Raw genomic sequence first — 23,251 nt, 5'->3', positions numbered from 1 at the left:
GCGCTCTCCGTGGGGGTCGGCCGGGGGTGTGGCCCGCCGTGCCCGGCTCGGGGCGGTCAGGCTTGATCCCTGCGCCGGTCACGGCGGGCCACACCCCGTCGTGGGCCGGGTGCGTCCAGGGGTGCCGGGAACGAGACAGCGCCATGCTTCCTTGATCCACACCGGGTCGGGGATATGGGGGTGTCCGGCGGCGGATGGCGCAACTTCGGGGACCTTGAGTGGGATCAAGCCGGCTGTGATGTGGGTCGCTGGTGGGCTTCGGCGGGGTGGCGGGTTGGCGGGGGCGCCGGGCGTGGGACCGGTGGGGATGCTGCGGTGGGGGTGGCGGTGGTCCGCGAATCTTCCGGAGCGGGGCGCGTAGGGGCGAGGTCGTTGCGGCCGGCGGGCCGTTCCGGCGCGCGGGCGGCGCCGGCCGGGCCTGGTGTGGCGTGGGCCCGGGCGGTGGGAAAGCGTTCCCGGTCGGGGGCCGGGGCTGGGTAGCCTCGCGGGCATGAGGATCGGCATTGTGGGGGCCACCGGCCAGGTCGGTGGCGTGATGCGGCAGGTGCTGGGCGAGCGGGAGTTCCCGGCGGAGCAGGTGCGGTTGTTCGCCTCGGCCCGGTCGGCCGGGCGGGCGCTGCCCTGGCGGGACGGCGAGATCACCGTGGAGGACGCGGCCACCGCCGACTACACCGGCCTGGACATCGTGCTCTTCTCCGCCGGCAAGGGCACCGCCAAGGAGCTCGCACCCCGGGTCGCCGCCGCCGGCGCGGTCGTGATCGACAACTCGTCCGCGTTCCGGATGGACCCGGAGGTGCCGCTGGTCGTCGCCGAGGTGAACCCGCACGCCGCCGCCGTACGCCCGAAGGGCATCATCGCCAACCCGAACTGCACCACGATGGCCGCGATGCCGGTGCTGCGCCCGCTGCACGAGGAGGCGGAGCTGGTCAGCCTGGTCGTCTCGACGTACCAGGCGGTCTCCGGCGCCGGCCTGGCCGGCGTGGCCGAGCTGGACGAGCAGGTCCGCAAGGTCGTCGAGCACGCCAGCGGCCTCACCTTCGACGGCGCCGCCGTCGAGTTCCCCGCCCCGCGCTCCTTCGCCCAGCCGATCGCGTTCAACGTGCTCCCGCTGGCCGGCTCGGTCGTCGACGACGGCTCGGAGGAGACCGACGAGGAGCAGAAGCTGCGCAACGAGAGCCGCAAGATCCTCGAGATCCCCGGGCTGAAGGTCTCCGGCACCTGCGTCCGGGTGCCCGTCTTCACCGGCCACTCGCTCCAGGTCAACGCCCGGTTCGCCCGGCCGATCACCCCGCAACGGGCCCGCGAGCTGCTGGCCGACGCGCCCGGCGTGGCGCTCAGCGACGTGCCCACCCCACTGCAGGCCGCCGGGCAGGACCCGACCTACGTGGGTCGGATCCGGGCCGACGAGACCGTCGAGCACGGTCTCGCCCTGTTCTGCTCCAACGACAACCTGCGCAAGGGCGCGGCGCTCAACGCCGTGCAGATCGCCGAACTGGTGGCCGCCGAGCTGGGCTGACCCGGAGCGGGGATGACGGGGCGAGGCGACTCGACGAGGAGGACGCGGTGCCGGACGACCGTACCCAGGAAGCGCTGACCGACCTGATCGCCGGCCGGTGGATGGGGGTGCTGGCCACCATCCGCCGGGACGGGCGGCCGCAGCTGTCCACCGTGGTCTACGCCTTCGACCGGGAGCGCGGCCTGATCCGGGTGTCGGTGACCGACGACCGGGCCAAGACGGCCAACCTCCGCCGGGACCCGCGGGCCAGCTTCCACGTGAGCAGCGACGACGGCTGGGCGTACGCGGTCGCGGAGGCGCGCGCCGAGCTGACCCCGGTGGCCGCCGACCCGGCCGACGCGACCGTCGAGGAACTGGTCGGGCTCTACCGGTCGATCCAGGGCGAGCATCCGGACTGGGACGACTACCGGCGCGCGATGGTCGCCGAACGGCGGCTGGTGCTGCGGCTGCACGTCGAGCGCGTCTACGGCGCCCCGCCCCGCGGCTGACCCGCGCGGACCGCGCCCGCGCCGATCCGCCCGGCACAACGGGTCGGATCCGTCGGGTGCTTGGCGCGTCAGCCCGGCTCGACGACCGTGACACCGGGCCAGCGCTGGGCGGGGCGGTGCCGGGCCAGCCGCTGCCGCGACCGGGCCACGTCCACCCGGACCGGGTTGTGCCGCCAGACCCCGCCGAGCAGGTCGGCCAGCCCGTACGGGGCGCAGACCTCCAGCCGGTCGGTCGCGTCCAGGCGGACCGCCACCGCGGTGGCGTACTCGGGCCAGGTGGCCACCGCCTCGGCCACGCTCCGGTAGGGCGGGATCGGGTCACCGCCGAACGTGTCCGCGTACCAGGTGTGCACGGCGGCCTGGTTGCGCGCCTCCCAGGGCGGCTCGGCCCAGGCCGCCACCAGTCGGGCGGTGGCCCGGTGGTCGTTGTCGCGGCTGAGATCCCCGGGGTCGAAGAAGACCACGTCCACGTCCCGGACCGCCCCGGGATCGAACCCGTCCCCGTAGCGCTCGCCCCAGACCAGGTCGCGCAGGGTGCCCGCGCCGATCCAGGCGTCCGGCAACCCCGAGTCGCGTACCACGGCCAGCGCCCGCAGCACCCACGGGCTGCCCCGGACCAGCTCGCCCAGCTCCCGCTCGTCCCGACCCACGCCGACACGCTAGCCGGGCGCGGGGCCGGGGCGTTACCCCGGCGGGGCGGCGGGTAGACCGCCGGTGCCGAACCGAGAGGGGAGCACCATGACAACGGTCGGAGAGTTCATGACGACCCGGTTGGTGACGATGGACGGCAACGACACGCTCACCGCGGCGGCGCAGGAGATGCGTGACAGCGCCATCGGCGACGTGGTGGTGACCGACGGCGACAACGTGGTCGGCATCGTCACGGACCGGGACATCACGGTCCGGGCCGTCGCGGAGAACCTGGACCCGAACACCACCGCGCTCAACCGGATCACCAGCAAGGACGTGATCACGGTGAGCCAGTACGACGACGCGGTGGCCGCCGCGGACCTGATGCGGACCTACGCCGTGCGCCGGTTGCCGGTCGTCGACGACGGGCGCCTGGTCGGGCTGGTGTCCATGGGCGACCTCGCGGTCGAGCGGGAGCCCCAGTCGGTGCTCGCCGACATCAGCGCCGACGACCCGAACAACTGACCTGTCCGCCGCGGTAGGCCGGCTCTCCGGTGCGGGGAGCCGGCTTCGCGGCGTTCCGTGGCGCCGTGTGAGCCCGCGCCCCGCCGCGCCCGGGTGGCGTCGGCGCGGCCCCGCGGCGTGCGGGACGTCAGGCCGGTTCGACGCCCACCCGCACCTCGGTGGCGCCCCGCGCGGCGGCCACGACGGACGCCTCGGCTTCCAGCTCGCGGCGGGCGCGGCCCGGCAGCGCGCGGCCGTCGAACGGGGTGACCGTCACCTCCAGAGCGCCCCGGCCCGCCACCTTCGCCCGCCAGACACCGGCCACCTCGCCGTCGACCAGCAGCGCGCCGGGATTGCCGATGATCCGCCAGAGTTGCTTCTGGTGGGCCTTCTCCGGCACCAGCACGTCGCGGTCCCGGGCCTGGAGGAACGGGTCACCGGGCGGCAGCAGCCGGACTCCCGGCGCCGGCCGGGCCTCGCGCAGCGCGTCGAGCCGGTCGGCCGGCAGCCAGGCCCGCCGCCCGGCCACCCGCACCTCGGCCAGCCCTTCGGGCCACACCCCGCGCAACGCGCCGGCGCTGGTGCCGAGGAAGCCGGCCACCTCGGCCGGGGCGGCCGGGCCGAGCAACCGCAGGTAGGCCAGCACCAGCGCGTCGGTGCCCGCCGCGCGCTCCGGCGGGCCGGTCCAGCCGGACAGCGGGGCGAGCGTCGCCGACCGCCCGGAGACCGCCAGGCGTACCCCGCCGGCGAGGCCGGCCTGCTGGAAGAGCGCCCCGGAGATGTGCCGGGCGCCGCACGGCTCGCAGTCGTACGTCAGCTCGGCCGGCACCCGGTCGCTCACCGCGCGGCTCACGTCGCCGCGGGCCATCGGCGCGGTGACCACGGCGGCGAACGCGTCCGCCGTGACCCGGAAGGCGGCCAGCCCGAGCCGGGCCCCCTCGCGGATGCGGCCGGGCAGGCGTCGGGTGGCGTCCGCGTCGTCCAGCGGCCAGATCGCGGCGGCCAGCTCGGGTAGCTCGGCGCGCCGGTGCAGGTGCGGCGCCCCGCGCATCGACCAGACCAGCTCCAGCCGGTCGTCGCCGGTGGGCGCGCCCCGGGCGGCGAGCGCCAGCCGGGCCGAGCCGTACGGAGTGTCCTGCACGCCCAGGTCGAGCACCGCGAGGTCGGCCGCGGCGCGCCCCGGGCGGTGCAGCTCCTGCGCGGCCGCCCGGTAGGCGAGGACCTGCTCCCGGCTGACCTCCGTCCCGCCCCTGGCCATCCGACCTCCCGACCTCCACCCCGGCTCTCCCGGGGCTCCTGCGCCCGGCTTTCCCGGAGGCTACTGCCCGGCCGGGAGAACCGGGCGCCGGCTCACCCGATCCGGGCGAGGTTGACGCCGCTCCGGCCGGGGACCCGGTGCACCGAGGCCGAACGCCGGACGGTGGGACGTACGTGGCACAACGCCCCCACCCGGGCCGGCGGGGAGCCGGGACCGACCGACGGGGAGGAGAGGGCCCGATGGTGGACGCGACCACGAGGTTCTTCGAGGATCTCGACCGGCGGGGGTTCGAACCCGTGCTGGCGAAGACCAAGGGGACCCTGCGCTTCGATCTGCACGAGGGGGCGCAGACCACGCACTGGCTGCTGCGGATGGATCGGGGCCGGGTCGAGGTGACCCAGGAGGACGCCGAGGCGGACACCGTCGTCGGGACCACGCCGGAGTTGTTCGAGGACCTGGCCACCGGGCGGGAGAACGGGATCGCGGCGCTGTTCCGCGGGGACATGACGGTGACCGGTGACGCCCGGCTGGTGGTGCAGGTCGAACGGCTCTTCCCCGGCCCGCCGGACAGTCGCGGGCCGCGCCGGCGCTTCGAGAGGGGGATGCAGCGATGAGCCAGAGCAGCACCATCCGGATCCTGGACGGCAACACCTTCGTGGTCTCCGAGGACACCGGCGACATCGAGGCGACGCCGACCGAGCCGACCGGCCTCTTCTCCCTCGACATGCGGTACCTGTCCACCTGGGTACTGACCATCAACGGGGAGCGGCTCAACGCCCTCTCCTACGACGATCTCCAGTACTACGAGGCCCGGTTCTTCCTGGTGCCCGGGGTGGCGACGCACTACATCGACGCCAAGCTCTCGGTGATCCGGGAACGCGCGGTCGGCGGCAGCTTCCGCGAGCAGTTGACCATCCTCAACCACGACGAGAAGCCGGTCGACCTGGAGATCCGGATTGACGCGGCGGCCGACTTCGCCGACCTGTTCCAGGTCAAGGACGAGATCCTGAACAAGAAGGGCGAGCTCTACTCCGAGGCGGAGCCGGACCGGCTGCGGCTCGGCTACCGGCGGGGCAACTTCAAGCGGGAGACGGTGATCTGCTCGTCCGTGCCGGCCCGCTACGACCGGCAGGGCCTCGCGTACACCGTCCACCTGGAACCCAACGAGCAGTGGGACACCCGGATCGACGTCCAGACGATGGCGGTCGGGCCGGGTGGCCGGGACCTGCGGATGGGGTTGCGGGCGCACGGCAACGAGCGGCTCGCCCTCCAGCACGACCTGGAGGAGTGGCTGCGCAACGCGCCCAAGGTGAACACCCAGCACGAGGAGTTGGCCAGCACCTACCGGCGGAGCCTGATCGACCTGGCGGCGCTGCGCTTCTCGCCGCTCTCCCTCGGCGGGGCGACCCTGCCGGCCGCCGGCCTGCCCTGGTTCATGACCATGTTCGGCCGGGACAGCATCCTGACCTGCCTGCAGACGCTTCCCTTCACGCCGCAGCTGTCCCAGACCACGCTGCGGATCCTGGCCGCGTTGCAGGGCACCCGGTTCGACGACTTCCGGGACGAGGACCCCGGGCGGATCCTGCACGAGATGCGCTACGGCGAGACCGCGGCCTTCGAGGAGCAGCCGCACACGCCGTACTACGGCTCGGTGGACGCCACCCCCTTGTTCGTGGTGCTGCTCGACGAGTACGAGAAGTGGACCGGGGACGCCGCGCTGGTCAAGGAGTTGGAGCAGGAGTCGCGGGCGGCGTTGAAGTGGGTCGACGACTACGCCGACCTGGTCGGCAACGGCTACATCTGGTACGAGCGGCGCAACAGCGACACCGGCCTGGAGAACCAGTGCTGGAAGGACTCCTGGGACTCGGTCTCCTACCGAGACGGCAAGCTGCCGCCGTTCCCCCGGGCCACCTGCGAGGTGCAGGGGTACGCGTACGACGCGAAGATGCGCGCCGCGCGGCTGGCCCGCGAGTTCTGGGACGACCCCGAGTACGCCGACCGGCTGGAGCGCGAGGCGGCGCAGTTGAAGGAGCGGTTCAACCGGGACTTCTGGGTGGAGGACGGCGAGTTCTACGCGCTCGCCCTCGACCCGGACGGCCGGCAGTGCGACGTGCTCAGCTCCAACATCGGGCACCTGCTGTGGAGCGGCATCGTCGACCACGAGCGGGCCGAGAAGATCGCCCAGCATCTGGTCGGGCCCCGGCTCTTCTCCGGTTGGGGGGTGCGGACGCTGGCCGAGGGCGAGGTCCGTTACAACCCGATCGGCTACCACAACGGGACGATCTGGCCGTTCGACAACTCCTTCATCGCCTGGGGCCTGCGCCGGTACGGCTTCGCCGAGGAGTCGGCGATCATCGCCAGCGGCATCCTGGACGCCGCCCGCTACTTCCAGGGCCGGCTGCCGGAGGCGTTCGGCGGCTACCCGCGCGAGCTGACCAAGTTCCCGGTCGAGTACCCGACCGCGTGCAGCCCGCAGGCGTGGTCGACCGGCACCCCGATGCTGCTGCTGCGCACCATGCTCGGCCTGGAACCGCACGAGGGGCACCTCGCGGTGGAGCCGCGGCTGCCGGTCGGGATGGGCCGCATCGAGGTGCTGGACATCCCGGGCCGGTGGGGCCGGGTGGACGCGTTCGCCCGGGGCCGGATGGAGATCGAGGAGCCGGCCGGCTGACCGGAGCGTCCAGCCGCCGGCGGACCGGGTCTGCTCCGCCGGCGGCTCCGCTCGCTCACCGGCGTCAGGCGGGTGGCAGGACGGTGTCCAGGAACGCCCCGGCCACCGCGGCCAGGTCCGGGCGGTGCAGGTCGAGCGCGTGCCCGCCGTGGGTGATCCAGGCGTGCACCGGGTGCCCGGCGGCCAGCAGCGCCGCCGCCAGGTCCACCGACTGGCTGACCGGCACCGACCGGTCGTCGACGCCGTGTACCAGCAGCACCGGCACCCGGTTGCCGGCGTGCGTGCCGACGGTCGCGTCCACGGTCGCCGGGTCGCCGGCGGCGGGCGGATGGCCGAGCAGACCGGCCCACGGGTCGTCGGGGCGGCGCAGCCGCCGCCAGTCGGCGGCCAGCGGGTCGACGGGCGGCCAGTAGGCCAGGGCGGCGGTCACGTCGTCCGGCCGGTCCACCCCGCGCAGCGCCAGGTGCAGGGCGAGCATGCCGCCCGCCGAGTCACCCGCCACCAGCAGCGGACGACCCTCGGCCGCCGCGCGGGCCTGCCGGGCCGCCGCGCGTACGTCGTCGAGCTGGGCCGGCCAGTGCGCCCGGTCGACCAGCCGGTAGGTGGCCGGCACCACGCGCAGGCCGTGGCGGGCCAGGGCGGCGCCGTCCTCGGTCGAGCGGGCCCGCCAACCGCCGCCGTGGATCCAGAGCAGCACCGCACGTTCGGTCATCCCGCCAGCCTGCCCCGGCCCGGCCGGGCCCGCCCACCCGGTATGCCGACGGCAGACGGGCCGACGGGTCGATCGACCCTGGCGTGACTCACAGCTCCGCGGGGTACCGTCTGCGGATGCCGGAACTCGTGTACCCGCCTGTGATCGCCGCCGCCAAGACGATGTTCCGCGTCCTCGACCTGAAGATCACCGTCGAGGGCGCGCACCATGTCCCGCGTACCGGCGGGGCGGTGCTGGCCAGCAACCACGTCAGCTACCTGGACTTCATCTTCTGCGGCCTGGGCGCGCACCCGGCGAAGCGGCTGGTCCGCTTCATGGCCAAGCAGTCCGTGTTCCGGCACAAGGTGTCCGGCCCGCTGATGCGCGGCATGCGACACATCCCGGTGGACCGCCGCGCGGGCGCCGGGTCGTACGCGACAGCGGTCAGCGCGCTGCGCCGGGGTGAGGTGGTCGGCGTCTTCCCGGAGGCCACGATCAGCCGGTCGTTCACGGTGAAGGAGCTCAAGAGCGGCGCCACCCGGATGGCCCAGGAGGCCGGCGTGCCGGTCCTGCCGGTGGCGCTCTGGGGCACCCAGCGGCTCTGGACCAAGGGCCGCCCGCGTACGCTCACCCGCCGGCACACCCCGATCACCATCCTGGTCGGCGAGCCGATGGACCCGGCCGGTTACCCGGACGCGAACGCGATGACCGCCGAGCTGAAGCACCGGCTGGCCGCGCTGGTCGACCGGGCCCAGCGGGAGTATCCGGAGGCGCCCGCCGGCCCGGACGACAGCTGGTGGCTTCCCGCCCACCTGGGCGGCACCGCCCCCACCCCGGAAGAGGCGGCCGCCCTCGACGCCGGCCCCCGCCGCACCTCCCCGGCCTGACCCACCTCCCCGCGATCTTGCACTCGGTGCCCCGGCAAACGCGGCAAAGGCCCCAGAGAAGGGGCGGAAAGTGCAAGATCGCGGAAGCGTGGGCTGGGGTGGGGTGGGGTGGGAGGGTGGCCGGATCGTTCCGCAGCGGGGCAGGATGGTGTCTGCCGGCACGACCCCCGGCCAGCCAGGATTCAGGGCATGAGCAGAGCAGCACTCGTCGTCATCGACGTCCAGGAGTCCTTCCGGCAGCGCCCGATCTGGGCGTACGCCTCGAACCCCGACATCGTCGGCGCGGTCGACCGGCTGGTCGCCGCGGCGCGCGACCGGGGCGACCTGGTGGTCTGGGTCCTGCACGCCGAACCCGGCAGCGGCGGCGTCTTCGACCCGGCGCACGGGCACGTCCGGCTGATCGAGGGGCTGGCCCCCGCGGCGGGGGAGCCGACCCTGGTGAAGACGTCGCACAACGCGTTCACCACCACCAACCTCCAGCAGATGCTCACCCTGGCGGGCATCCGCGAGATCACCGTCTGCGGGATCCGCACCGAGCAGTGCGTGGAGACCACCACCCGGGTCGGCTGCGACCTCGGCTACGAGATGACCTTCGTGACCGACGCCACGGTGACCTTCCCGACCCCGCACCGGGACCTGCCGGAGACCGCCACCCTGGCCGAGATCCTCGCCGACCCGCGCACCCTCTCCACCGACGAGATGATCGCCCGCACCGAGTACGCGCTGGCCGGCCGGTTCGCCACCGTCCGGACCGTGGCCGAGGTGACCGGCGCCGTCCCGGCCGGCGCGCGGGGCTGAGCCGTGGCCCGGGTCGTCTTCCTGCTCGTCCCGCAGGTGCACCTGCTGGACCTCGCCGGGCCGGCCCAGGTCTTCTCCACCGCCGCCGATCTCGGGTACGACTACCGCCTGCACTACGTCGCGGACCGGCCGCAGGTGCCGACCGTGCAGGGCGTCCCGCTGGTGGCCGGGCTGGACTGGCCCGAGTTGACCCGCGACGACCTGGTGGTGGTGCCCGGGTGGCGGACCAGCGCGCACGGCCCGCAGGGGCCGGTCGGCCCGGACGGCCTGCGGCGGCTGGCCGACCACCACGCCCGGGGCGGGACGGTGGCCAGCGTCTGCGCCGGCGCGTACGCCCTGGGTCGGGCCGGCCTGCTCGACGGCCGGCGCTGCACCACCCACCACGACGTGCAGGACGACCTGGACCGCCGGTTCCCGGCGGCCCGGGTGGTCCGGGACGTGCTCTACGTGGTCGACGACCGGGTGGTCACCTCGGCGGGCATCGCCAGCGGCATCGACGTGGCGCTGCACCTGGTGGCCACCCGGCACGGCCCGGCGGCGGCCGCCCGGATCGCCCGCACGCTGGTCGTCTACGCCCGGCGCAACGGCCACGAGCAGCAGGCCAGTGCCATGATGCGGCACCGCTCGCACCTGTCCGACGCGGTGCACCGGGTGCAGGACCTGATCGACTCCCGGTTCGCCGAGCCGCTGCCGCTGGCCGAGCTGGCCGCCGCCGGCGGGGTCGCCGAGCGCACCCTCACCCGGCTGTTCCGCCAGGCCACCGGGCTGACCCCGCTCGGCTACCAGCAGCTGCTGCGGGTGGAACGCGCCGAGCACCTGATCGGGCACGGCAGCACGGTGGAGGCCGCGGCCCGCACCGTGGGGTTCACCGACGCCCGCATGCTGCGCCGGCTGCGGGCCCGCGCGAACCGGAGCCCGAGCCCGTCGGGTGGTAGTAGTCGTCCCGGGAGCGGAACTCCACCGGAAGCGACCCGGGCAGCGTGATCCGCCCGTCGCCGGCCAGCGGCCCGCCTCCGGCGCGTAGCCGCAAGACGTCCCGCTCGGCCGGGGAGAGGTCGACCAGCTGCGGCCGGGTCAGCCGGAAGGTCGCCACCGACCGGCGTACCTGCCGGGCCAGCTCGGTGACCTCGTCGACCGGGCCGGCCAGGGCGAGTGCCGGCTGCCAGATGGTGCGCAGCGCGTCGCAGACCACCAGCAGTCGGGCCGGTCGGTCCGGTCCGGCCGGCACCAGCTCCAGCCGGGACGGCCACTGCCAGCGGATCTGACCACTGACCAGGCCCGGCGTCCGGGCGCGGCGGCGGTGCCGGGCGTTGTCCCGCGCCCCGCCGACCACGGCGAGCTGCCACCCGCTGCCCGCGTACGCGATCCGCCGGTCGGTGACGGTCACCGACACCGCGGCGGGCAGCGCCCACCGCTGCCACGCCTCGGTCGGGCCGAGCAGGTAGCCGGCGGCGTGCAGCCGGTGCCGCCACAGCACCCGCTCACCCGGGTCGGGCACCAGCTCGTGGCGCCGGTCGAGCACCGGGGCGACGTCGTCGTCCGGCGCGTCGAACCGGTGCGGACCGATGAAGAAGGGGGACGCGTCGTCATGCATGGTCAGGATCTCCCGGAGCAGACGGCCTTACCCACCGAGCGTCGCCGAACCGGGCCACGGTGTCATGACACCCGTTAGGGGGTCGGCCGGTCGTAGGACGCTTGTGACCGGTAGATGCCGATCTCCTCCGGCCGGATGAGGCCGTCCTCGATCGCCCGGGCGAGCAGTGCCGCCTTCGTGGCGGCCGGTCGCCCCGCCCGGGTGTACTTGATCCGCGCCCGGTCGACGTACTGCTTGACCGTGTGTTCGCTGATCCGCATCCGGCGGGCCACCGACGCCTTCGACATCGACTGGAACCACAGCAGCAGCGCCTCGCGTTCCTTGTCCGACAGGACCGGCCGGTCCGGGCGGGCGTCGCCGACGATCGCCCCGGCCAGCGCCGGCGGCACGTACGGGCGGTCGCTGGCCGCGGCCAGCACGGTGGCCACGCAGTGCTCCCGGCCCTCGTGCTTGGCGAGGAACGCCACCGCCCCCGCGTCCAGCGCGGCGAGCATGGTCTGCGGGTCGGTGTGCTCGGAGTAGACCACCACCCGCCGGCCGGCCGCGCTCAACTCGGCGAGCTTGTCCAGCGCCATCCGGCCGTGCAGCCGCAGGTCGAGCAGGACCACGTCGGCGGCCGGGGCGGCCCGCAGCACCTCGTCCGGATCGTCGCCGGTGGCCAGTACGGTCAGCCGCGGCTCGGTGGCCAGCCAGGCCCGTACCCCCTCGACCACCACCGGATGGTCGTCGACGATCGCCACGCCCACCGGTCGCTCGCCGGTCACCGGCGCCACCGGGTCTGCGTCCATCTGATCTCCCCGTCGTGTTCGTGAAGCAGTTCCACCCGGCCGTCGCCGTCGTCGTCGCAGGCCGTCGGTGGCCCGCTGCCGGCCGGGCCGTCCCGGTCCGGCGCGACGAGGCTCACCACCACCTCGTCCGGCCCGGCGACCACGGTCAGCCGGGCCCAGTCGCGGGCGCCGGCCAGGGCGGCGGTGGGCGGGTCGACCAGCCGCCGGCGAACCTCCACCGGGAGCGGCGGGGGCGTGCCGATGGTGACCAGGTCGATCGGCAGGCCGCTCCGTTCGGCCAGGTCCGCCGCCGCCCGCAGCTCGTGCAGCAGCGGGTCCGGCACGTCGTCGGATTCGGCGATGAGCCGGCGCAGCCGGGCCGCGGCCAGCACGCAGCGGCGCTGCACGTCCGGGTCGGCCGGGTCGGCCCGCCCGTCCGCCAGCTCGGCGAGCACCTTCTCGGCGGTCCCGCTGACCAGCGCCAACCGTTCCCGGCGGTCGCGGCGGGCCCGCTCGGCGGCCTCCCGCTCCGCCGCCATCGCGTGCGCCGTCGCCGCGGCGGCGGCCCGCTGCCGGGCCAGCGTGGCGATCACCGCGCCGCCCACGAAGACCGCCACCGGCAGCGACAGGGTGCCGTAGACGTACATCGCGTAGCGGGCCAGGTCGGCGGGGGCGGTCGCGCCGTGACCGAGCACGGCGACCAGCGCGATCAGCGAGTGCGCGGCCAGCAGGGCGAGCAGCCCGATCACCCGCCGCCCCCAGAGCACCAGCACGAAGAACCAGCCGAGCGTGCCCCACCCCCAGTTGGCGGCGGTGAAGAGCTGCTCCCCGCCGGCCGCCGCGAAGACCGCCGCGTCGACCACCAGCAGCAGCATCGCCAGCGGCCAGGCCGGCAGCGGGGCACCGCGCAGCAGCCGTACGCCGGCCAGCACGCCGGTCGCCGCGACGACCAGCCAGCCGGCCGCCGCCACCGCCGGGGCCGCGAGGTCGGCCCGGGCCGCCAGCACGGCGGGCAGCGCGATCGCGGTGTGCCAGGCGAGTGCGATGGCCACCACCACGATCCGGGCACCCCGGTCGGAGACGCTGGCCACGGCCGCCGCCGCCTGTCGCGCCTCGACCGCCACCGGCCCGGCCACCGTGGACCCGGCCACCGTGGACCCCGTGCCGGTGGGTCCGGCGGTCGTGGCGCGGGCGGTCTCAGTGGACACCGGGCCACTCCAGCCGGATCCGGGTGCCGGCGCCGGGTGCGGACTCGACCACGGCCCGCCCGCCGACGGTGGCCATCCGGCCGCGGACCGACTCCCGCAGGCCGTACCGGTGGGCCGGCACGCGCTCCGGGTCGAAGCCGGGGCCGTCGTCGGCGACCTCCACCGCGACGGTGCCGGCCACCCGGTCCAGCCGCAGCGCGGCGGTGGCGCCGGGCGCGTGCCGGACCACGTTGGACAGCGCGGCGTACGCGCTCTCGGCGAGCGCCTCGGCGACCGGCCCGGGCACCGCGCAGGGTGTCAGCTCGGCGGTCACCCGCAGTTCGGGCAGCCGGTGCAGCACCGCGGTGAGCCGGTCGGCCAGCGGCGCCGGCCCGTCGTCCGGCGCCGACCGCGCGTCGGCCAGCGCGGTGAGGGTACGCAGGTCGGCGGCGCAGCGCTCGCGCAGCCGCGGCGAGGGGCCGGCCACCGCGCCGAGCCCGACCATGGTGAGGGTGGCCAGCACGGTGTCGTGCAGGTCCCGGTTCTGCCGCCGCTCGGCGTCCCGGGCGGTCCGGGCCACCAGCGCGTCCCGGGTCAACCGCTGGTGCTCGGCGAAGCCGCGGTCGGCCCGGCCGATCCGGCGGCGCATCACCGCTGTCATCATCGCCGTGCAGGCCGTCTGCACCAGCAGGGTCGCCGCGTGCGCGGTCGCCTCGTCGGGGTTGCCGGCGGTGTGCGCGCCGGCCGCGTAGGCGGCGGTGACCAGCAGCCCGGCCGGGACCGACCAGCGTGCCGGCGCGGTGGCCTGGGTGTTGATCACGGTGGTGCTGGCCAGCACCGCGACCCAGCTCCCCTCGCCGGGCAGCACCTCCGGTGCCACCAGAACCGGGATCGCCAGGCAGGTGGCGGCGGTCAGCGCCACGTCCCCGGCGACCAGCGGCCCGGTGACGCCGTGCCGCAGCGCCCGCACCGCGTACCAGAGGGACCAGGCGGTCAGCGCGGCCACGGCCGGGACCAGCAGCGCCGGCTCCACGGGCGGGGTGCGGACCGCGAGCGCCACCGCCGCGCCGACCAGCCCGCAGGTCAGCCGGAGCAGTGCGGGGAGGGTGGTGAAGATGAGCGCGAACGCGCCGCCGGCCGGGTTGTCCAGCAGGGCCGGGGGCGTGGTCGGAGTGGGAACGGCCGACATCGGGGAGAAGTCCTTTGCGACAACGACCCGATCCGGGCCCGCGCTGCGGAGATAGACGCCGGAGAATAACACGCGTTTTCGGCGGGGTGACCCTCAGTGTGCGGCGTGTCGCTGCTCGGTCATCATGCCGGCGTCCGCGCCGCGGCCAGCAGGTGCGCGCTGGTGCCGAGCACCTCGGGGTCGCGTTCGAAGAGGGCCGCGCAGCGCAGCACCTCGGCGAAGAGCGTGCCGTCGGCCTCCGGGCGGCCGGCCAGCGGCAGCAGCGGCCAGAGCGGACCCTCGATGCCGTACAGCTCGGGCCGGGGCAGCCCGGCGGCCCGGAACTCGTCGACCACCTCCGCCGGGCGGTGGAAGTAGGCGGTGGTGAAACCGGAGACCGGGTCGTTGACGCCGGAGGCGTAGGCGGCGAGCAGGGCGGGACGGGTGCGGTCGTCGACCCGACCCTGCCGTATCAGGTCCAGCAGCGGGGCGTGCCGGCTGATCGTCGCGGTGACCACCAGGCCACCCGGCCGGGTCAGCCGCAGCGCCTCGCCGAGTGCGGCGATCCGGTCGGCGCGGTCGGTGAGGTGGTAGAGCGGCCCGAGCAGCAGGGTCGCGTCGGCGCACCGGTCGGCCAGTGGGAGCCGGCGGGCGTCGCCGACCGTCGCGGTCACCGCCGGGCACGCCTGCCGGGCCGCCGCCGCGTGCGCCGGAACGAGGTCGACCAGGTGCACCCGGTGACCCGCGTCCGCCAGCCAGCCGGCGTGCGCGCCGGGGCCGCCGCCGACGTCGAGCACGGTTGCCGGTGCCGCCGGCAGCAGCCGGGCCAGCAGGTCGCGGGTACGCAGCGCCTCCAGCCGTCCGTGCGGCGACCGGGACAGCCGGTCCGCCTCGACGAAGACGTCGGTGTAGTACCGCACGACGTCGGGCTCGGCAGGTCGGTGCTCCGGCATCCGTCGATGGTGGACGAGCCCGGTCGACCCGTCACCCGGTTTACCCTCGCGCGCTCCCCGGCCGGCCGGCGTCACCGTCGCGGGTACCCGCGCCGGTCGCGTCGCGGTGGGCGTGGAGGTCGCGGAGCAGGGCGACCTCGGCGAGGTGGTGGATCGCCTCGCGGTTGATGTGCAGCACCAGCGACGCCAGCGGGAGGTCGGCGTAGGGGCCCTCGGCCGGGCCGCACCGCCGGGCCAGCCCGTCGTGGCCCAGGCCGCGCACGCCGTCGAGCCAGCGGTCGTACGCCTCGTCGAGTTGGCGCAGCGCGGCGGCGGCCGTGCCGGCGTACGGGAAGGAGCCGTAGTCGACCGGCGGGCCGCCGAAGTGGGCGGCGTTGCGGGCGCCGAACACGCCGACGATGACGTGGCCGAGCCGCCAGGCGATCGTGGTGACCGGTGGCGGGTCGGGCTCGGGGACCGCGAAGTCGATCAGGTGGTCGCCCTGCCCGACCGCCATCGGCGCGCTGCTCGTGCCGCGTGGCCGTACGCCCCAGCAGCCCGGCACCGGCTCCCAGTGGTATTCGGCGTCGGTCAGCCCGTCGAGGCGCGGCCGGGCCTGCTGACGCCAGTGCCAGTCGAGCTGCTCGACCAGCTCGTGGTTCCAGTCGACGTCCATACCGGGCACGTTACGCCCGGGGTGCGACCCTCGCCCGGCTCGCGACCGGCACCGTCCCCGGCGACCGGCCGCCATACTCGGGTCGAGCGCGTAACGTCCCTGACGGTTCGCGCCGCGAGTCGGTTGGCCGGCCGGCGATGGTGCGGCGGGGCCGGACCGGGACACCGATACCGGCGCGTGGGCGCCGGGTCCGATGAGTTTCCACCGCGGGAGGGGTCAACACCGTCATGACGAACACGCACACGCTGGAGACCGCCGAGGCCGACATCGTCTACGACGTGCGCGGCCCGCTGCCCACCGCCGACGGACGCCCACCGCTGTTCATGATCGGTCAGCCGATGGAGGCCGCCGGCTTCGCCACCCTGGCCTCGTACCTGCCCGACCGCACAGTGGTCACCTACGACCCGCGCGGCCTCGGCCGCAGCCGCCGCAAGGACGGCCGGGTCGACCACGCGCCCACCGTCCAGGCCGCCGACGTGCACGCCGTCATCGAGGCGCTGGGCGTCGGGCCGGTCGAGATGTTCGCCAGCAGTGGCGGCGCGGTGACCGCGCTGGCGCTGGTGGCGGCCTATCCCCACGATGTGACCACCCTGGTGGCCCACGAGCCACCCCTCCTCTCGCTGCTGCCCGACGCCGAGGCGGCCGAGCGCGCCCGCGCCGACATCCGGGACGTGTACCAGGCCAAGGGATCGAACGCGGGCATGGCGGCCTTCATCGCCATGACCTCCTGGCAGGGCGAGTTCACCGCCGACTACTTCGCCCAGCCCGCGCCGGACCCGGGCCAGTTCGGGATGCCGAGTGAGGACGACGGTTCGCGTGACGATCCGCTCCTGTCGGACCGGTCCTGGGCGGTCAGCAGCTATCGCCCGGACCTGGAGGCGCTGGCCGCGGCACCGACCCGCATCGTGGTCGCCGTCGGTGAGGAGTCCGCCGGCGTCCTCACCGGACGGACCACGGTGGCCACCGCCGAGCTGCTCGGCCAGCGGCCGAGCGTGTTCCCCAGCCACCACGGCGGCTTCCTCGGCGGCGAGTTCGGCTACGCCGGCCAGCCGGAGGCGTTCGCCCGCAGGCTGCGCGCGGTCCTCGACGGCGACGACTGACGGGAAACCCCCTGCCGCCGACGGTGGTCGCCCGGTGCGCGGATCACGACCGATCCGCGCACCGGGCGGGCCCGGTCAGGAGGGCTCGATCCACCGGCCGGCGGTGAGGAAACGGTCGATCGTCCCGGTGTACGGGCCCGGGTCGAGTGACCTCTCCCGGATCCAGCCGTCGTCGTAGTAGGTGCCGCGGTAGGCGTCGGCGCCGTCGCAGATCAACGTGGCGATGCTGCCGGATTCGCCCTGTTCGCGCATGCGGTGGGCGATGCGCAGCGCGCCCCAGAAGTTGCTGCCCGTGGAGGGGCCCACCGACCATCCGGTGGTCGCCGCCAGGTGCCGCATCGCGGCGAGGCTCGCCGCGTCCGGTACGGGCATGGCCAGATCGATGACCCCGGGCAGGAACGCCGGCTCGACCCGGGGTCGGCCGATGCCCTCGATCCGGGACGGCATTCCGGTGCCGTAGCCGTCGTAGCCGGTGACCCAACTCGGCCAGTACGCCGAGTTCTCCGGGTCCACCAGCGCGAGGCGGGTGGGGTAGCCGTGGTAGCGGATGTGGCGTCCCACCGTGGCACTGGTCGATCCGGTGCCGGCACCCACGACCGTCCACGCCGGCGCCCGGCCCTCCTGCTCCAGGACCTGCGCCAACAGGGCCGCCCCGACGCTGTCCGGGGCGCGCCAGTCCTCCGCCTGCGCCGCCGCGGCGAAGTGGTCGAGGTGGTGACCACCGAGCTCGGCGGCGAGCCGGACGGCCTCGTCGTAGATGGCCGCGGGCGGATCGAACGGGTGGCAGCGGCCGCCGTACCGCTCGATCCGCGCTCGTTTGGCCGGCGCCGTCTTCCCCGGCACGACGGCGACGAACGCCACGCCGATCAGCTGGGCGAAGTAGGCGGTGGCGACCGCGGCGTTTCCGGCGGTTGCCGCGACGACAGTGATGCCCGGCCGGATGTCGCCCCGGGCGACCGCGTCCTCCACGAGCCGCCGGACCACCCGGTGCTTGAGGCTTCCGGTGGGACGCAGGGACTCGTCCCGGAAGTACAGCGGGATTCCCCACGACTGCGGCAGCGGGTAGCGGCGCAACGGGATGGGCGGCTCGGCGGCGGCTTCGGCGCGGAGCCGCGCCAACGCCTGCTGCGCCCACCGGCGCATTCCGGCCTGCGTCGAGTCGCCAGGATCGGTCACAGTGGCCCCCGTGCTGGTGAAGATCAACGCGTGCACCTCATCGTAGGGCTCGCGGCGCGTGGCGACCTGTGCGCACCCACTCGACGGGTGGGTCCGCCGCCGGTGTGGCGGGCGGCTGACCTGCGTAATCGGTTTGCCGCTGGTCAGCGCGGTCGGGTAGGAATGGCGGCGGCGCCGGCAGCCTGCGTGATCGACCGGATGGCCGGTCGAGATCCGCCACTACTCGTCGAGAAGCTGCTCTCGAAGGATGTCCGCGTGCCCACAGTGCTGGGCGAGTTCGCGCAGCACGTGGAGGTACACCCACCGCAGCGGAACCGGGCCGCGCCGGTGCCCGTGCAGGATGTCGTCCAGCTCCAGGGACGCGGTCGCCCGGCGGGATGCTTCGCAGGCTTCGCGGTGTGCCGCCTGGACGGTGGCGATCGTGTCGTCGTCATCGAGGACGAACGACTCCTCCGACGACGCGGGGATGCCGATCTCGGCGCGCGACCGGCCCGTGACGGCTTCGTCGAACCAGACCTTCTCGACGAAGGTCGCGTGCTTCACCAGACCCAGCAGCGTGGTCCGGGAGGCCACCAGCGACCGGCGCGCCTGTTCCTCGGTCAGCCCGTCCAGGCAGCCGTTGAGCGCGCCGCGGTGCTCGTCGAGGAACGCCTCGAACTGGGCCCGGGCTGGCAGTGCGACGACCTGGTCGGCGAAGGTGGGCGGGAAGGAAGGCATGGGCGAAGCATCCCAGACCGCCGCCGGTGGGCAACCGGTAGCTGGCCTAGTGCTCGGCGATCGCCGCGACCGCCTCGATCTCGATCAGGAGGTCCGGTCGGAACAGGCCCGCCACCTGGACCAGTGAGCTGGTCGGCGGCCGTTCCACGTTGACGAACTCGTCCCGTACCGCCCGTACGGTGGCCAGCGCCGAGGTATCGACGACGTAGAAGGTGAGCTTGAAGACGTCGTCCCACGTCGCGCCCGCGGCGGTCAGCGCGGCACCGACGTTCCGCATGGCTTGGCGGGTCTGAGCCGCCCAGTCCCCGGCGGGTGCCGCGGTGCCGTCCGCGGCGATGGGCACCTGACCGGACGTCCAGATCAGCCGGCTGCCCGGGCCGATGGTGGCCACGTGGCTGTAGCCGTTGGGCTGCGGGAGCGTCTCTGGCGTAGCGAGTTCGATGTGCGCCATGGCGAGCACTCTACGACCGGACACAGCCAGTAACGGAGCTGGGCCAACCCTGGGTACGCACCTCGACGGGCACCACAAGGGCTACCCGCCTTCCCGGACGGGGCCAAGGTCGTACCTCCGGTAGGACGCTCCACCTTGTCCCCGCCCGGGGAGGCTGGACGGTCTGGCGCCGGCCCGACGAGGAGATCCTCTCCAGGCAGCGCTTCACCGGCCCTACGGTCGCTCTGGTCAGCAGCACCACCGGCACCGGGGCCGGGACGTAGGTGCGCTACCGCTGACCGTGGTGAATCTCCGGCTCGGCGGTGCCGAACGGGTTGTCGATGACGTACCGCCAGCGGCCGTCGGGACCGCGGCGGGCGACATCGGTGGCGGTGCCTTCGATGTGCACGGGTCGGCCGTCGCGATCGGTGCCGTCAATGGTCCAGTCCACGATGAGCAGGGCGACATCGTCGGCCACGTAGACGTGCCGGGGCCGCACCTCGATGGGGAGCCCGAGGTCGAGGAAGCGCTGGTTGGCCGCGATCCGGGCGGCACCGGTGACGGGCTGGCCCGGGACGGTGACCAGTAGGCCTCCAGGTTCGTAGACCTGCTCGACCGCCGCGACGTCCCCGGAGTTGAAGGCGCGGGCGAACACCGACGGGTGCTGGGCCGCGCTGTCGCTGAGCGGGACACTCGTGGAGTGGGTGTGGAGATCGGAAGACATGCTGACAGTCAAGGTGCTGCTCGCGCAGGTAACCAAACGGTGAGCGGCGGCTGGGCTCGCGACCTGGTGCCGGACCAGCGCGGCGCGACCCGCCGGCCGGAGCCTGGCTGCCCCGTCGAGGTCGCCCTGGCCGCGGTGAGCGGCCGGTGGGCCACCCTGGTGCTGCGGGAGTTGATGCACGGCCCCCGATCGTTCGGCCAGCTTCAGGCGGCGCTGCCCGACCTGAGCGCCAAGGTGCTCAGCGAGCGGCTCGCGGCGCTGACCCGGCAGGGCCTGGTCGAGCGTGACCGCTCCCGCACCTTCCCGCCGAGCACCTGCTACCGCCTCACCCGTGCCGGTACCGAGCTGCGCCCGCTGCTGGTCGAGCTCTACCGGACCGGGGACGCGCTGCTGCGCGAGCGGGCATGACGGGCGATGAACGTCCGCGGGTGCCAGCTGGGAGGCGAGGCGGGTGAGAGCGGGTCCGCCACGCTCCTCGGATCAGCGGGCAGGCCGGGCCAGCCACCCACGCGAGCCGATCAACTTTGGGAAGTGGAGGCGCGCCCGGCAGGATTCGAACCTGCGGCCTTGGGATTAGAAGTCCCCTGCTCTATCCGCTGAGCTACGGGCGCATGGTGCGGTCGTCGCGCCAGAAGGGTACCGCCGCCCCCGCCGGCAGCGGTGGAACGGGTGCCCGGCTGGTCACGCCGCGGATCAGCGTCGCACGTGCTGCCGACCGGTGGCACCCGGATTCCGGCCCGCCGCCCACCGCGGCGCCTTTGGTCCGTACCCTCGGCCTCGTGCTGCTTGACCCGGATGCCGAGAACGAGGTCGCCTACGAGTTGTGCCAGCTCGTCGGGCGCGCCATCCTGCCGTTCCGTGGGATCGGGCAGGTCCCGGCGACCGCGGGCACCGCGTTCTTCTTCCGTGACCCGGTGGGGGAGTACCTGCTGACCGCCGACGCGCTCACCGACGCGCCGCTGGGTGAACTCGGCCTGCGGGCGAGCCTGACCGAGCCGGCGGGGGCGGCCGGCGACGTCGTGCCGGCGCCGGAGTCGTGGCTGCACCGGACCGAGATCGGTGTCGCGATCCTGCCCACCGCCGGGCTGCACGAGGACGCGCGGCGGGCCGGCTGGCGGTGGCGTACCCAGCAGGTGACCGACGGCGTCGCGGCCGGCTCGGACGTGGTGACCCGGATCGGCGCGGCGCCGGGGTCCGCGTTCGTGCTGGCCAACGGGGTCCGGGAGGACGGATCCCGGCCGCTGGAGGTGGCGATCGAGCGGGTGGTGCGGGCCGGGGACGCCGTCCGGATCACCACGGAGCTGCCGCCCGGCTACGTCGGCGCGCCGGTCTTCGGCGTGCAGGCCGACGCCGCCGGTGAGGTCGCGCTGCACTGCCTGGGCCTGGTGCTGCCGGCCACCGTGGGCGGGCACCCGGTGGCGACGTTCGACCGGATCCGGGCCGCCATCCCGGCGGCACCCGGCGCCGCCTGAGCCACCCGGATCCGGCGGTCCGCCCGGGCGGTCAGCCGCCCTGCGCGGTCGCGTCCGCCGGGTCCGGTTCGTCCGCCGGTCGCCGGCCGCCGGGCACGCCGGCGTCGCCGGGCGTCGGGCGTACGTCGGTCGGTCCGGCACCGAGGAACGCCTCGGCCCAGCGGCCCACCTCGGCGAAGACCTTCTCCCGTACGGCCGGGCCGGAGAGCGTGAGGTCGTGCATGCCGCCGTCGAAGCGCGCCACCGTCACGTGCCGGCCGAGCCGGGGCGCCCAGCGGACCATGTGCTCGACGTCCAGCACGGCGTCGGCGAGCGCGGCCGACTCGTGCCACCGGGTGCCCTTGAACGAGCGGGTCGAGCAGGCCAGCAGCACCGGTACCTGGATGTCCAGCCCGGCGCGCAGTTGCCGCTGGCCGGTGCGGATCGCGTTGAGCCAGCCGGCCCGGACCGGGAACCCGGCGAGCGGCTTCCACTCCAGGTCGTACTGCCACTCGCCGCGCCGGTCGGCGTGGATCGTCTCGCTGTAGACGGTGCCGAGCCCGAACGGCAGGACCCGGCGCGGCACCCGGCGGCCCAGCCGCGCGGCGGCCGCGGCGACCGGCCGGCGCAGCAGCCAGGGGGCGTTCAGGTCGAAGAACGGGCTGTTCAGGAAGACCCCGTCGATGATCCCGGCGTCCCGCCGGGCGTGCGCCCAGAGCGGCATGACCAGGCCGCCCGTGGAGTGCCCCATGGCCAGCAGGGTGTCGTGCCCGTCGTCCGCGCGGATGATCCTCGCCGCGGCGTCCAGCTCGGGGAAGTAGTCGGCGATGTCGCGGCAGAAGTTCGGGGTCTGGTGCGGCAGCAGGCTGCGGCCGTGCTTGCGCAGGTCGAGCGCGTAGAAGTCCCAGCCCCGCTCGGCGAAGAAGTGGCCGAGGTGGGCCTGGAAGAAGTAGTCGGTGAAGCCGTGCGTGTAGAGCACGGCGCGCCCGGTGGGGCGGTCGGCCCGGCGGCGGACCAGGGTGGCCACCACTGGCCCCTCGTCGTCGGTGCCCAGGTCGATCGTCTGCCGCTCGTACGGCGGGCCCAGCACGTCCGGTTCCACGTCGGTGACGGTACGCCCGGAAGCTACCCGGCGGTAGCCCTGCGGTGCGTCCGCGTCCCCGTCCGCCCGCACCGACGGACGGGGACACGGAGGCGTACGCCTCAGGCGGTCTCCGCGTCGGCGCGGGCCGGGTCGACGTCGCCCGCCGGTTCCCCGGCCCGCTGGGCCGGCTGCCCGATCTCCCGCACGTGCTTGTTGTGCCGCGGCTCCTGCCTCGTCTTCGCGTCGTTGAGCCGTCGCCGCAGGTCGTCGCGGGCGTCGTTGAGCGCGGCCCGCAGGTCCTCCTCGGCCGAGGTGGTGACGATCTTCTGCCGGCCGGCGATCCAGCACTCCAGGGTGACCTTCTGACCCCGGGAGTCCCGGTCCTTCACCGACACCTCCAGCTCGGTGGCGTCGGCGTGGAAGGCGGCCAGCCGGGCGTCGAGGGTGGCGAACTGTTCCACGATCCAGTTCCGGTCACCCTGGGAGAACCCGGCGCCGACGCGCAGGCACTCGGCCACCGTGGCGGGGTTCGCGACGGCGCTCATCGCCGCACCTGGCCGAGGACGTGGGCGGAACGGGTGGTGGTCGTCATCATGGCGCTGACCCTTTCGTTCGACGTCGTGCTGTCGGCGGTGCGGTTGATCAAATCCCTACCCAGCCGGGTCCCGTCCGGAACGCGACGCTTGTCGCACCTCGATCCTCCGGCCGTGATCACCGCCGGCCCAGGGCCGGGCGGGCGTCGGACCCGGGCCGCTCGACCCTTGATCGACGGCGGGTGGCGTGCCCGGGCGGGCGCACGCCG

Annotated in this window: 26 protein-coding genes and 1 tRNA gene; 11 read left to right on the top strand and 16 right to left on the bottom strand. The window is 74.7% G+C overall.

Annotated features, from left to right (window positions below; all coding sequences use genetic code 11):
• Nucleotides 1-490: 490 nt before the first annotated feature.
• Nucleotides 491-1,516 (top strand): aspartate-semialdehyde dehydrogenase, encoded by a 1,026-nt coding sequence (locus tag SM577_RS12100; RefSeq protein WP_474586913.1) that lies wholly within the window; start codon nt 491-493, stop codon nt 1,514-1,516.
• Nucleotides 1,517-1,617: 101 nt separating this feature from the next.
• The gene (locus tag SM577_RS12095) at nt 1,618-2,004 is read left to right on the top strand and encodes a PPOX class F420-dependent oxidoreductase (RefSeq protein ID WP_474581974.1); all 387 of its coding nucleotides are present in this window, start codon (nt 1,618-1,620) and stop codon (nt 2,002-2,004) included.
• Nucleotides 2,005-2,072: 68 nt separating this feature from the next.
• Here SM577_RS12095 and SM577_RS12090 read toward each other — a convergent pair whose 3' ends face one another.
• Nucleotides 2,073-2,654, bottom strand: a complete 582-nt coding sequence (locus tag SM577_RS12090; RefSeq protein ID WP_474586912.1) for a nucleotidyltransferase family protein — start codon at nt 2,652-2,654, stop codon at nt 2,073-2,075.
• Between the two features lie 88 nt (nt 2,655-2,742).
• Between SM577_RS12090 and SM577_RS12085 the strand changes: the two genes are divergently transcribed.
• Entirely contained in the window at nt 2,743-3,159 is a 417-nt protein-coding gene (locus SM577_RS12085) for a CBS domain-containing protein (protein ID WP_302919133.1), read from the top strand.
• A 127-nt stretch (nt 3,160-3,286) separates the two neighbouring features.
• On the opposite strand, the gene SM577_RS12080 is transcribed toward SM577_RS12085, so the two are convergent.
• A complete protein-coding gene (locus tag SM577_RS12080) occupies nt 3,287-4,396 on the bottom strand; it encodes a DNA glycosylase AlkZ-like family protein (RefSeq protein ID WP_474586911.1) in 1,110 nt (369 codons plus the stop codon).
• A 239-nt stretch (nt 4,397-4,635) separates the two neighbouring features.
• Here SM577_RS12080 and SM577_RS12075 point away from each other — a divergent pair, with 239 nt between their 5' ends.
• Complete coding sequence (locus SM577_RS12075; protein ID WP_302919131.1) at nt 4,636-5,010, top strand: SCP2 sterol-binding domain-containing protein; 375 nt, start codon at nt 4,636-4,638, stop codon at nt 5,008-5,010.
• Nucleotides 5,007-7,067 carry an amylo-alpha-1,6-glucosidase gene (locus SM577_RS12070; protein WP_302919130.1) on the top strand — a complete coding sequence of 687 codons (2,061 nt, stop codon included), beginning with the start codon at nt 5,007-5,009 and terminating at the stop codon, nt 7,065-7,067. The genes SM577_RS12075 and SM577_RS12070 overlap by 4 nt, the downstream gene beginning before the upstream one ends.
• 64 nt (nt 7,068-7,131) lie before the next feature.
• Here the strand turns inward: SM577_RS12070 and SM577_RS12065 are convergent, their stop codons facing one another.
• Nucleotides 7,132-7,779, bottom strand: coding sequence for an alpha/beta hydrolase (locus SM577_RS12065; RefSeq protein ID WP_474581946.1), 648 nt, complete (start codon nt 7,777-7,779; stop codon nt 7,132-7,134).
• Nucleotides 7,780-7,895: 116 nt separating this feature from the next.
• Here SM577_RS12065 and SM577_RS12060 point away from each other — a divergent pair, with 116 nt between their 5' ends.
• The 3 genes from SM577_RS12060 (at nt 7,896) to SM577_RS12050 (ending at nt 10,427) form a co-directional block, all read left to right on the top strand.
• Nucleotides 7,896-8,645 carry a lysophospholipid acyltransferase family protein gene (locus tag SM577_RS12060; RefSeq protein ID WP_302919128.1) on the top strand — a complete coding sequence of 250 codons (750 nt, stop codon included), beginning with the start codon at nt 7,896-7,898 and terminating at the stop codon, nt 8,643-8,645.
• A 189-nt stretch (nt 8,646-8,834) separates the two neighbouring features.
• Entirely contained in the window at nt 8,835-9,443 is a 609-nt protein-coding gene (locus SM577_RS12055) for a cysteine hydrolase family protein (protein ID WP_302919127.1), read from the top strand.
• A 3-nt stretch (nt 9,444-9,446) separates the two neighbouring features.
• A complete protein-coding gene (locus SM577_RS12050; RefSeq protein WP_474586910.1) occupies nt 9,447-10,427 on the top strand; it encodes a GlxA family transcriptional regulator in 981 nt (326 codons plus the stop codon).
• Here SM577_RS12050 and SM577_RS12045 read toward each other — a convergent pair.
• From SM577_RS12045 to SM577_RS12020, 6 genes are all read right to left on the bottom strand, one after another.
• Complete coding sequence (locus SM577_RS12045) at nt 10,309-11,037, bottom strand: hypothetical protein (protein ID WP_302919125.1); 729 nt, start codon at nt 11,035-11,037, stop codon at nt 10,309-10,311. The genes SM577_RS12050 and SM577_RS12045 overlap by 119 nt on opposite strands.
• 74 nt (nt 11,038-11,111) lie before the next feature.
• Nucleotides 11,112-11,825 (bottom strand): response regulator transcription factor, encoded by a 714-nt coding sequence (locus SM577_RS12040; RefSeq protein ID WP_302919124.1) that lies wholly within the window; start codon nt 11,823-11,825, stop codon nt 11,112-11,114.
• Complete coding sequence (locus tag SM577_RS12035) at nt 11,798-12,955, bottom strand: hypothetical protein (RefSeq protein ID WP_474587063.1); 1,158 nt, start codon at nt 12,953-12,955, stop codon at nt 11,798-11,800. The genes SM577_RS12040 and SM577_RS12035 overlap by 28 nt, the downstream gene beginning before the upstream one ends.
• A gap of 46 nt (nt 12,956-13,001) precedes the next feature.
• On the bottom strand, nt 13,002-14,180 hold the full coding sequence (locus tag SM577_RS12030; RefSeq protein WP_474586909.1) for a sensor histidine kinase: 1,179 nt from the start codon (nt 14,178-14,180) through the stop codon (nt 13,002-13,004).
• A gap of 122 nt (nt 14,181-14,302) precedes the next feature.
• Nucleotides 14,303-15,112: a class I SAM-dependent methyltransferase gene (locus tag SM577_RS12025; RefSeq protein ID WP_474586908.1), complete on the bottom strand. Its 810-nt coding sequence runs from the start codon at nt 15,110-15,112 to the stop codon at nt 14,303-14,305.
• Nucleotides 15,113-15,152: 40 nt separating this feature from the next.
• The gene (locus SM577_RS12020) at nt 15,153-15,767 is read right to left on the bottom strand and encodes a DinB family protein (RefSeq protein ID WP_474581942.1); all 615 of its coding nucleotides are present in this window, start codon (nt 15,765-15,767) and stop codon (nt 15,153-15,155) included.
• 227 nt (nt 15,768-15,994) lie between these two features.
• Here SM577_RS12020 and SM577_RS12015 point away from each other — a divergent pair, with 227 nt between their 5' ends.
• Nucleotides 15,995-16,867 (top strand): alpha/beta fold hydrolase, encoded by an 873-nt coding sequence (locus tag SM577_RS12015; RefSeq protein ID WP_474586907.1) that lies wholly within the window; start codon nt 15,995-15,997, stop codon nt 16,865-16,867.
• Between the two features lie 75 nt (nt 16,868-16,942).
• Here the strand turns inward: SM577_RS12015 and SM577_RS12010 are convergent, their stop codons facing one another.
• The 4 genes from SM577_RS12010 to SM577_RS11995 form a co-directional block, all read right to left on the bottom strand.
• Nucleotides 16,943-18,043 (bottom strand): PLP-dependent cysteine synthase family protein, encoded by a 1,101-nt coding sequence (locus SM577_RS12010; RefSeq protein WP_474586906.1) that lies wholly within the window; start codon nt 18,041-18,043, stop codon nt 16,943-16,945.
• A 219-nt stretch (nt 18,044-18,262) separates the two neighbouring features.
• Nucleotides 18,263-18,760 carry a DinB family protein gene (locus SM577_RS12005; protein WP_302919118.1) on the bottom strand — a complete coding sequence of 166 codons (498 nt, stop codon included), beginning with the start codon at nt 18,758-18,760 and terminating at the stop codon, nt 18,263-18,265.
• 46 nt (nt 18,761-18,806) lie between these two features.
• Entirely contained in the window at nt 18,807-19,211 is a 405-nt protein-coding gene (locus SM577_RS12000; RefSeq protein ID WP_474586905.1) for a RidA family protein, read from the bottom strand.
• A 268-nt stretch (nt 19,212-19,479) separates the two neighbouring features.
• Nucleotides 19,480-19,914 (bottom strand): YybH family protein, encoded by a 435-nt coding sequence (locus tag SM577_RS11995; RefSeq protein ID WP_302919116.1) that lies wholly within the window; start codon nt 19,912-19,914, stop codon nt 19,480-19,482.
• Nucleotides 19,915-19,980: 66 nt separating this feature from the next.
• Here SM577_RS11995 and SM577_RS11990 point away from each other — a divergent pair, with 66 nt between their 5' ends.
• On the top strand, nt 19,981-20,322 hold the full coding sequence (locus tag SM577_RS11990; RefSeq protein WP_302919661.1) for a winged helix-turn-helix transcriptional regulator: 342 nt from the start codon (nt 19,981-19,983) through the stop codon (nt 20,320-20,322).
• A 130-nt stretch (nt 20,323-20,452) separates the two neighbouring features.
• On the opposite strand, the gene SM577_RS11985 is transcribed toward SM577_RS11990, so the two are convergent.
• Nucleotides 20,453-20,525, bottom strand: a tRNA-Arg gene (locus SM577_RS11985).
• Between the two features lie 168 nt (nt 20,526-20,693).
• Here SM577_RS11985 and SM577_RS11980 point away from each other — a divergent pair.
• Nucleotides 20,694-21,386 (top strand): hypothetical protein, encoded by a 693-nt coding sequence (locus SM577_RS11980; protein ID WP_474586904.1) that lies wholly within the window; start codon nt 20,694-20,696, stop codon nt 21,384-21,386.
• A 31-nt stretch (nt 21,387-21,417) separates the two neighbouring features.
• Here SM577_RS11980 and SM577_RS11975 read toward each other — a convergent pair whose 3' ends face one another.
• Together SM577_RS11975 and SM577_RS11970 are read right to left on the bottom strand one after the other, a co-directional pair.
• A complete protein-coding gene (locus SM577_RS11975) occupies nt 21,418-22,467 on the bottom strand; it encodes an alpha/beta hydrolase (RefSeq protein WP_474581939.1) in 1,050 nt (349 codons plus the stop codon).
• 101 nt (nt 22,468-22,568) lie between these two features.
• Nucleotides 22,569-22,994, bottom strand: coding sequence for an HPF/RaiA family ribosome-associated protein (locus SM577_RS11970; RefSeq protein WP_474581938.1), 426 nt, complete (start codon nt 22,992-22,994; stop codon nt 22,569-22,571).
• Nucleotides 22,995-23,251: the final 257 nt, after the last annotated feature.

The organism is Micromonospora desertarenae (assembly GCF_056150265.1).
This window is presented reverse-complemented; position numbering and strand designations above follow the sequence as displayed.

What these genes read in the sequence shown, in the direction of transcription:
- SM577_RS12100 (WP_474586913.1), top strand. Translation starts at nt 491, where the DNA reads ATGAGGATCGGCATTGTGGGGGCCACCGGCCAGGTCGGTGGCGTGATG.
- SM577_RS12095 (WP_474581974.1), top strand. Translation starts at nt 1,618, where the DNA reads ATGGGGGTGCTGGCCACCATCCGCCGGGACGGGCGGCCGCAGCTGTCC.
- SM577_RS12085 (WP_302919133.1), top strand. Translation starts at nt 2,743, where the DNA reads ATGACAACGGTCGGAGAGTTCATGACGACCCGGTTGGTGACGATGGAC.
- SM577_RS12080 (WP_474586911.1), bottom strand. Translation starts at nt 4,396, where the DNA reads ATGGCCAGGGGCGGGACGGAGGTCAGCCGGGAGCAGGTCCTCGCCTAC.
- SM577_RS12075 (WP_302919131.1), top strand. Translation starts at nt 4,636, where the DNA reads ATGGTGGACGCGACCACGAGGTTCTTCGAGGATCTCGACCGGCGGGGG.
- SM577_RS12070 (WP_302919130.1), top strand. Translation starts at nt 5,007, where the DNA reads ATGAGCCAGAGCAGCACCATCCGGATCCTGGACGGCAACACCTTCGTG.
- SM577_RS12065 (WP_474581946.1), bottom strand. Translation starts at nt 7,779, where the DNA reads ATGACCGAACGTGCGGTGCTGCTCTGGATCCACGGCGGCGGTTGGCGG.
- SM577_RS12060 (WP_302919128.1), top strand. Translation starts at nt 7,896, where the DNA reads ATGCCGGAACTCGTGTACCCGCCTGTGATCGCCGCCGCCAAGACGATG.
- SM577_RS12055 (WP_302919127.1), top strand. Translation starts at nt 8,835, where the DNA reads ATGAGCAGAGCAGCACTCGTCGTCATCGACGTCCAGGAGTCCTTCCGG.
- SM577_RS12045 (WP_302919125.1), bottom strand. Translation starts at nt 11,037, where the DNA reads ATGCATGACGACGCGTCCCCCTTCTTCATCGGTCCGCACCGGTTCGAC.
- SM577_RS12040 (WP_302919124.1), bottom strand. Translation starts at nt 11,825, where the DNA reads ATGGACGCAGACCCGGTGGCGCCGGTGACCGGCGAGCGACCGGTGGGC.
- SM577_RS12030 (WP_474586909.1), bottom strand. Translation starts at nt 14,180, where the DNA reads ATGTCGGCCGTTCCCACTCCGACCACGCCCCCGGCCCTGCTGGACAAC.
- SM577_RS12025 (WP_474586908.1), bottom strand. Translation starts at nt 15,112, where the DNA reads ATGCCGGAGCACCGACCTGCCGAGCCCGACGTCGTGCGGTACTACACC.
- SM577_RS12020 (WP_474581942.1), bottom strand. Translation starts at nt 15,767, where the DNA reads ATGGACGTCGACTGGAACCACGAGCTGGTCGAGCAGCTCGACTGGCAC.
- SM577_RS12015 (WP_474586907.1), top strand. Translation starts at nt 15,995, where the DNA reads ATGACGAACACGCACACGCTGGAGACCGCCGAGGCCGACATCGTCTAC.
- SM577_RS12005 (WP_302919118.1), bottom strand. Translation starts at nt 18,760, where the DNA reads ATGCCTTCCTTCCCGCCCACCTTCGCCGACCAGGTCGTCGCACTGCCA.
- SM577_RS12000 (WP_474586905.1), bottom strand. Translation starts at nt 19,211, where the DNA reads ATGGCGCACATCGAACTCGCTACGCCAGAGACGCTCCCGCAGCCCAAC.
- SM577_RS11995 (WP_302919116.1), bottom strand. Translation starts at nt 19,914, where the DNA reads ATGTCTTCCGATCTCCACACCCACTCCACGAGTGTCCCGCTCAGCGAC.
- SM577_RS11970 (WP_474581938.1), bottom strand. Translation starts at nt 22,994, where the DNA reads ATGAGCGCCGTCGCGAACCCCGCCACGGTGGCCGAGTGCCTGCGCGTC.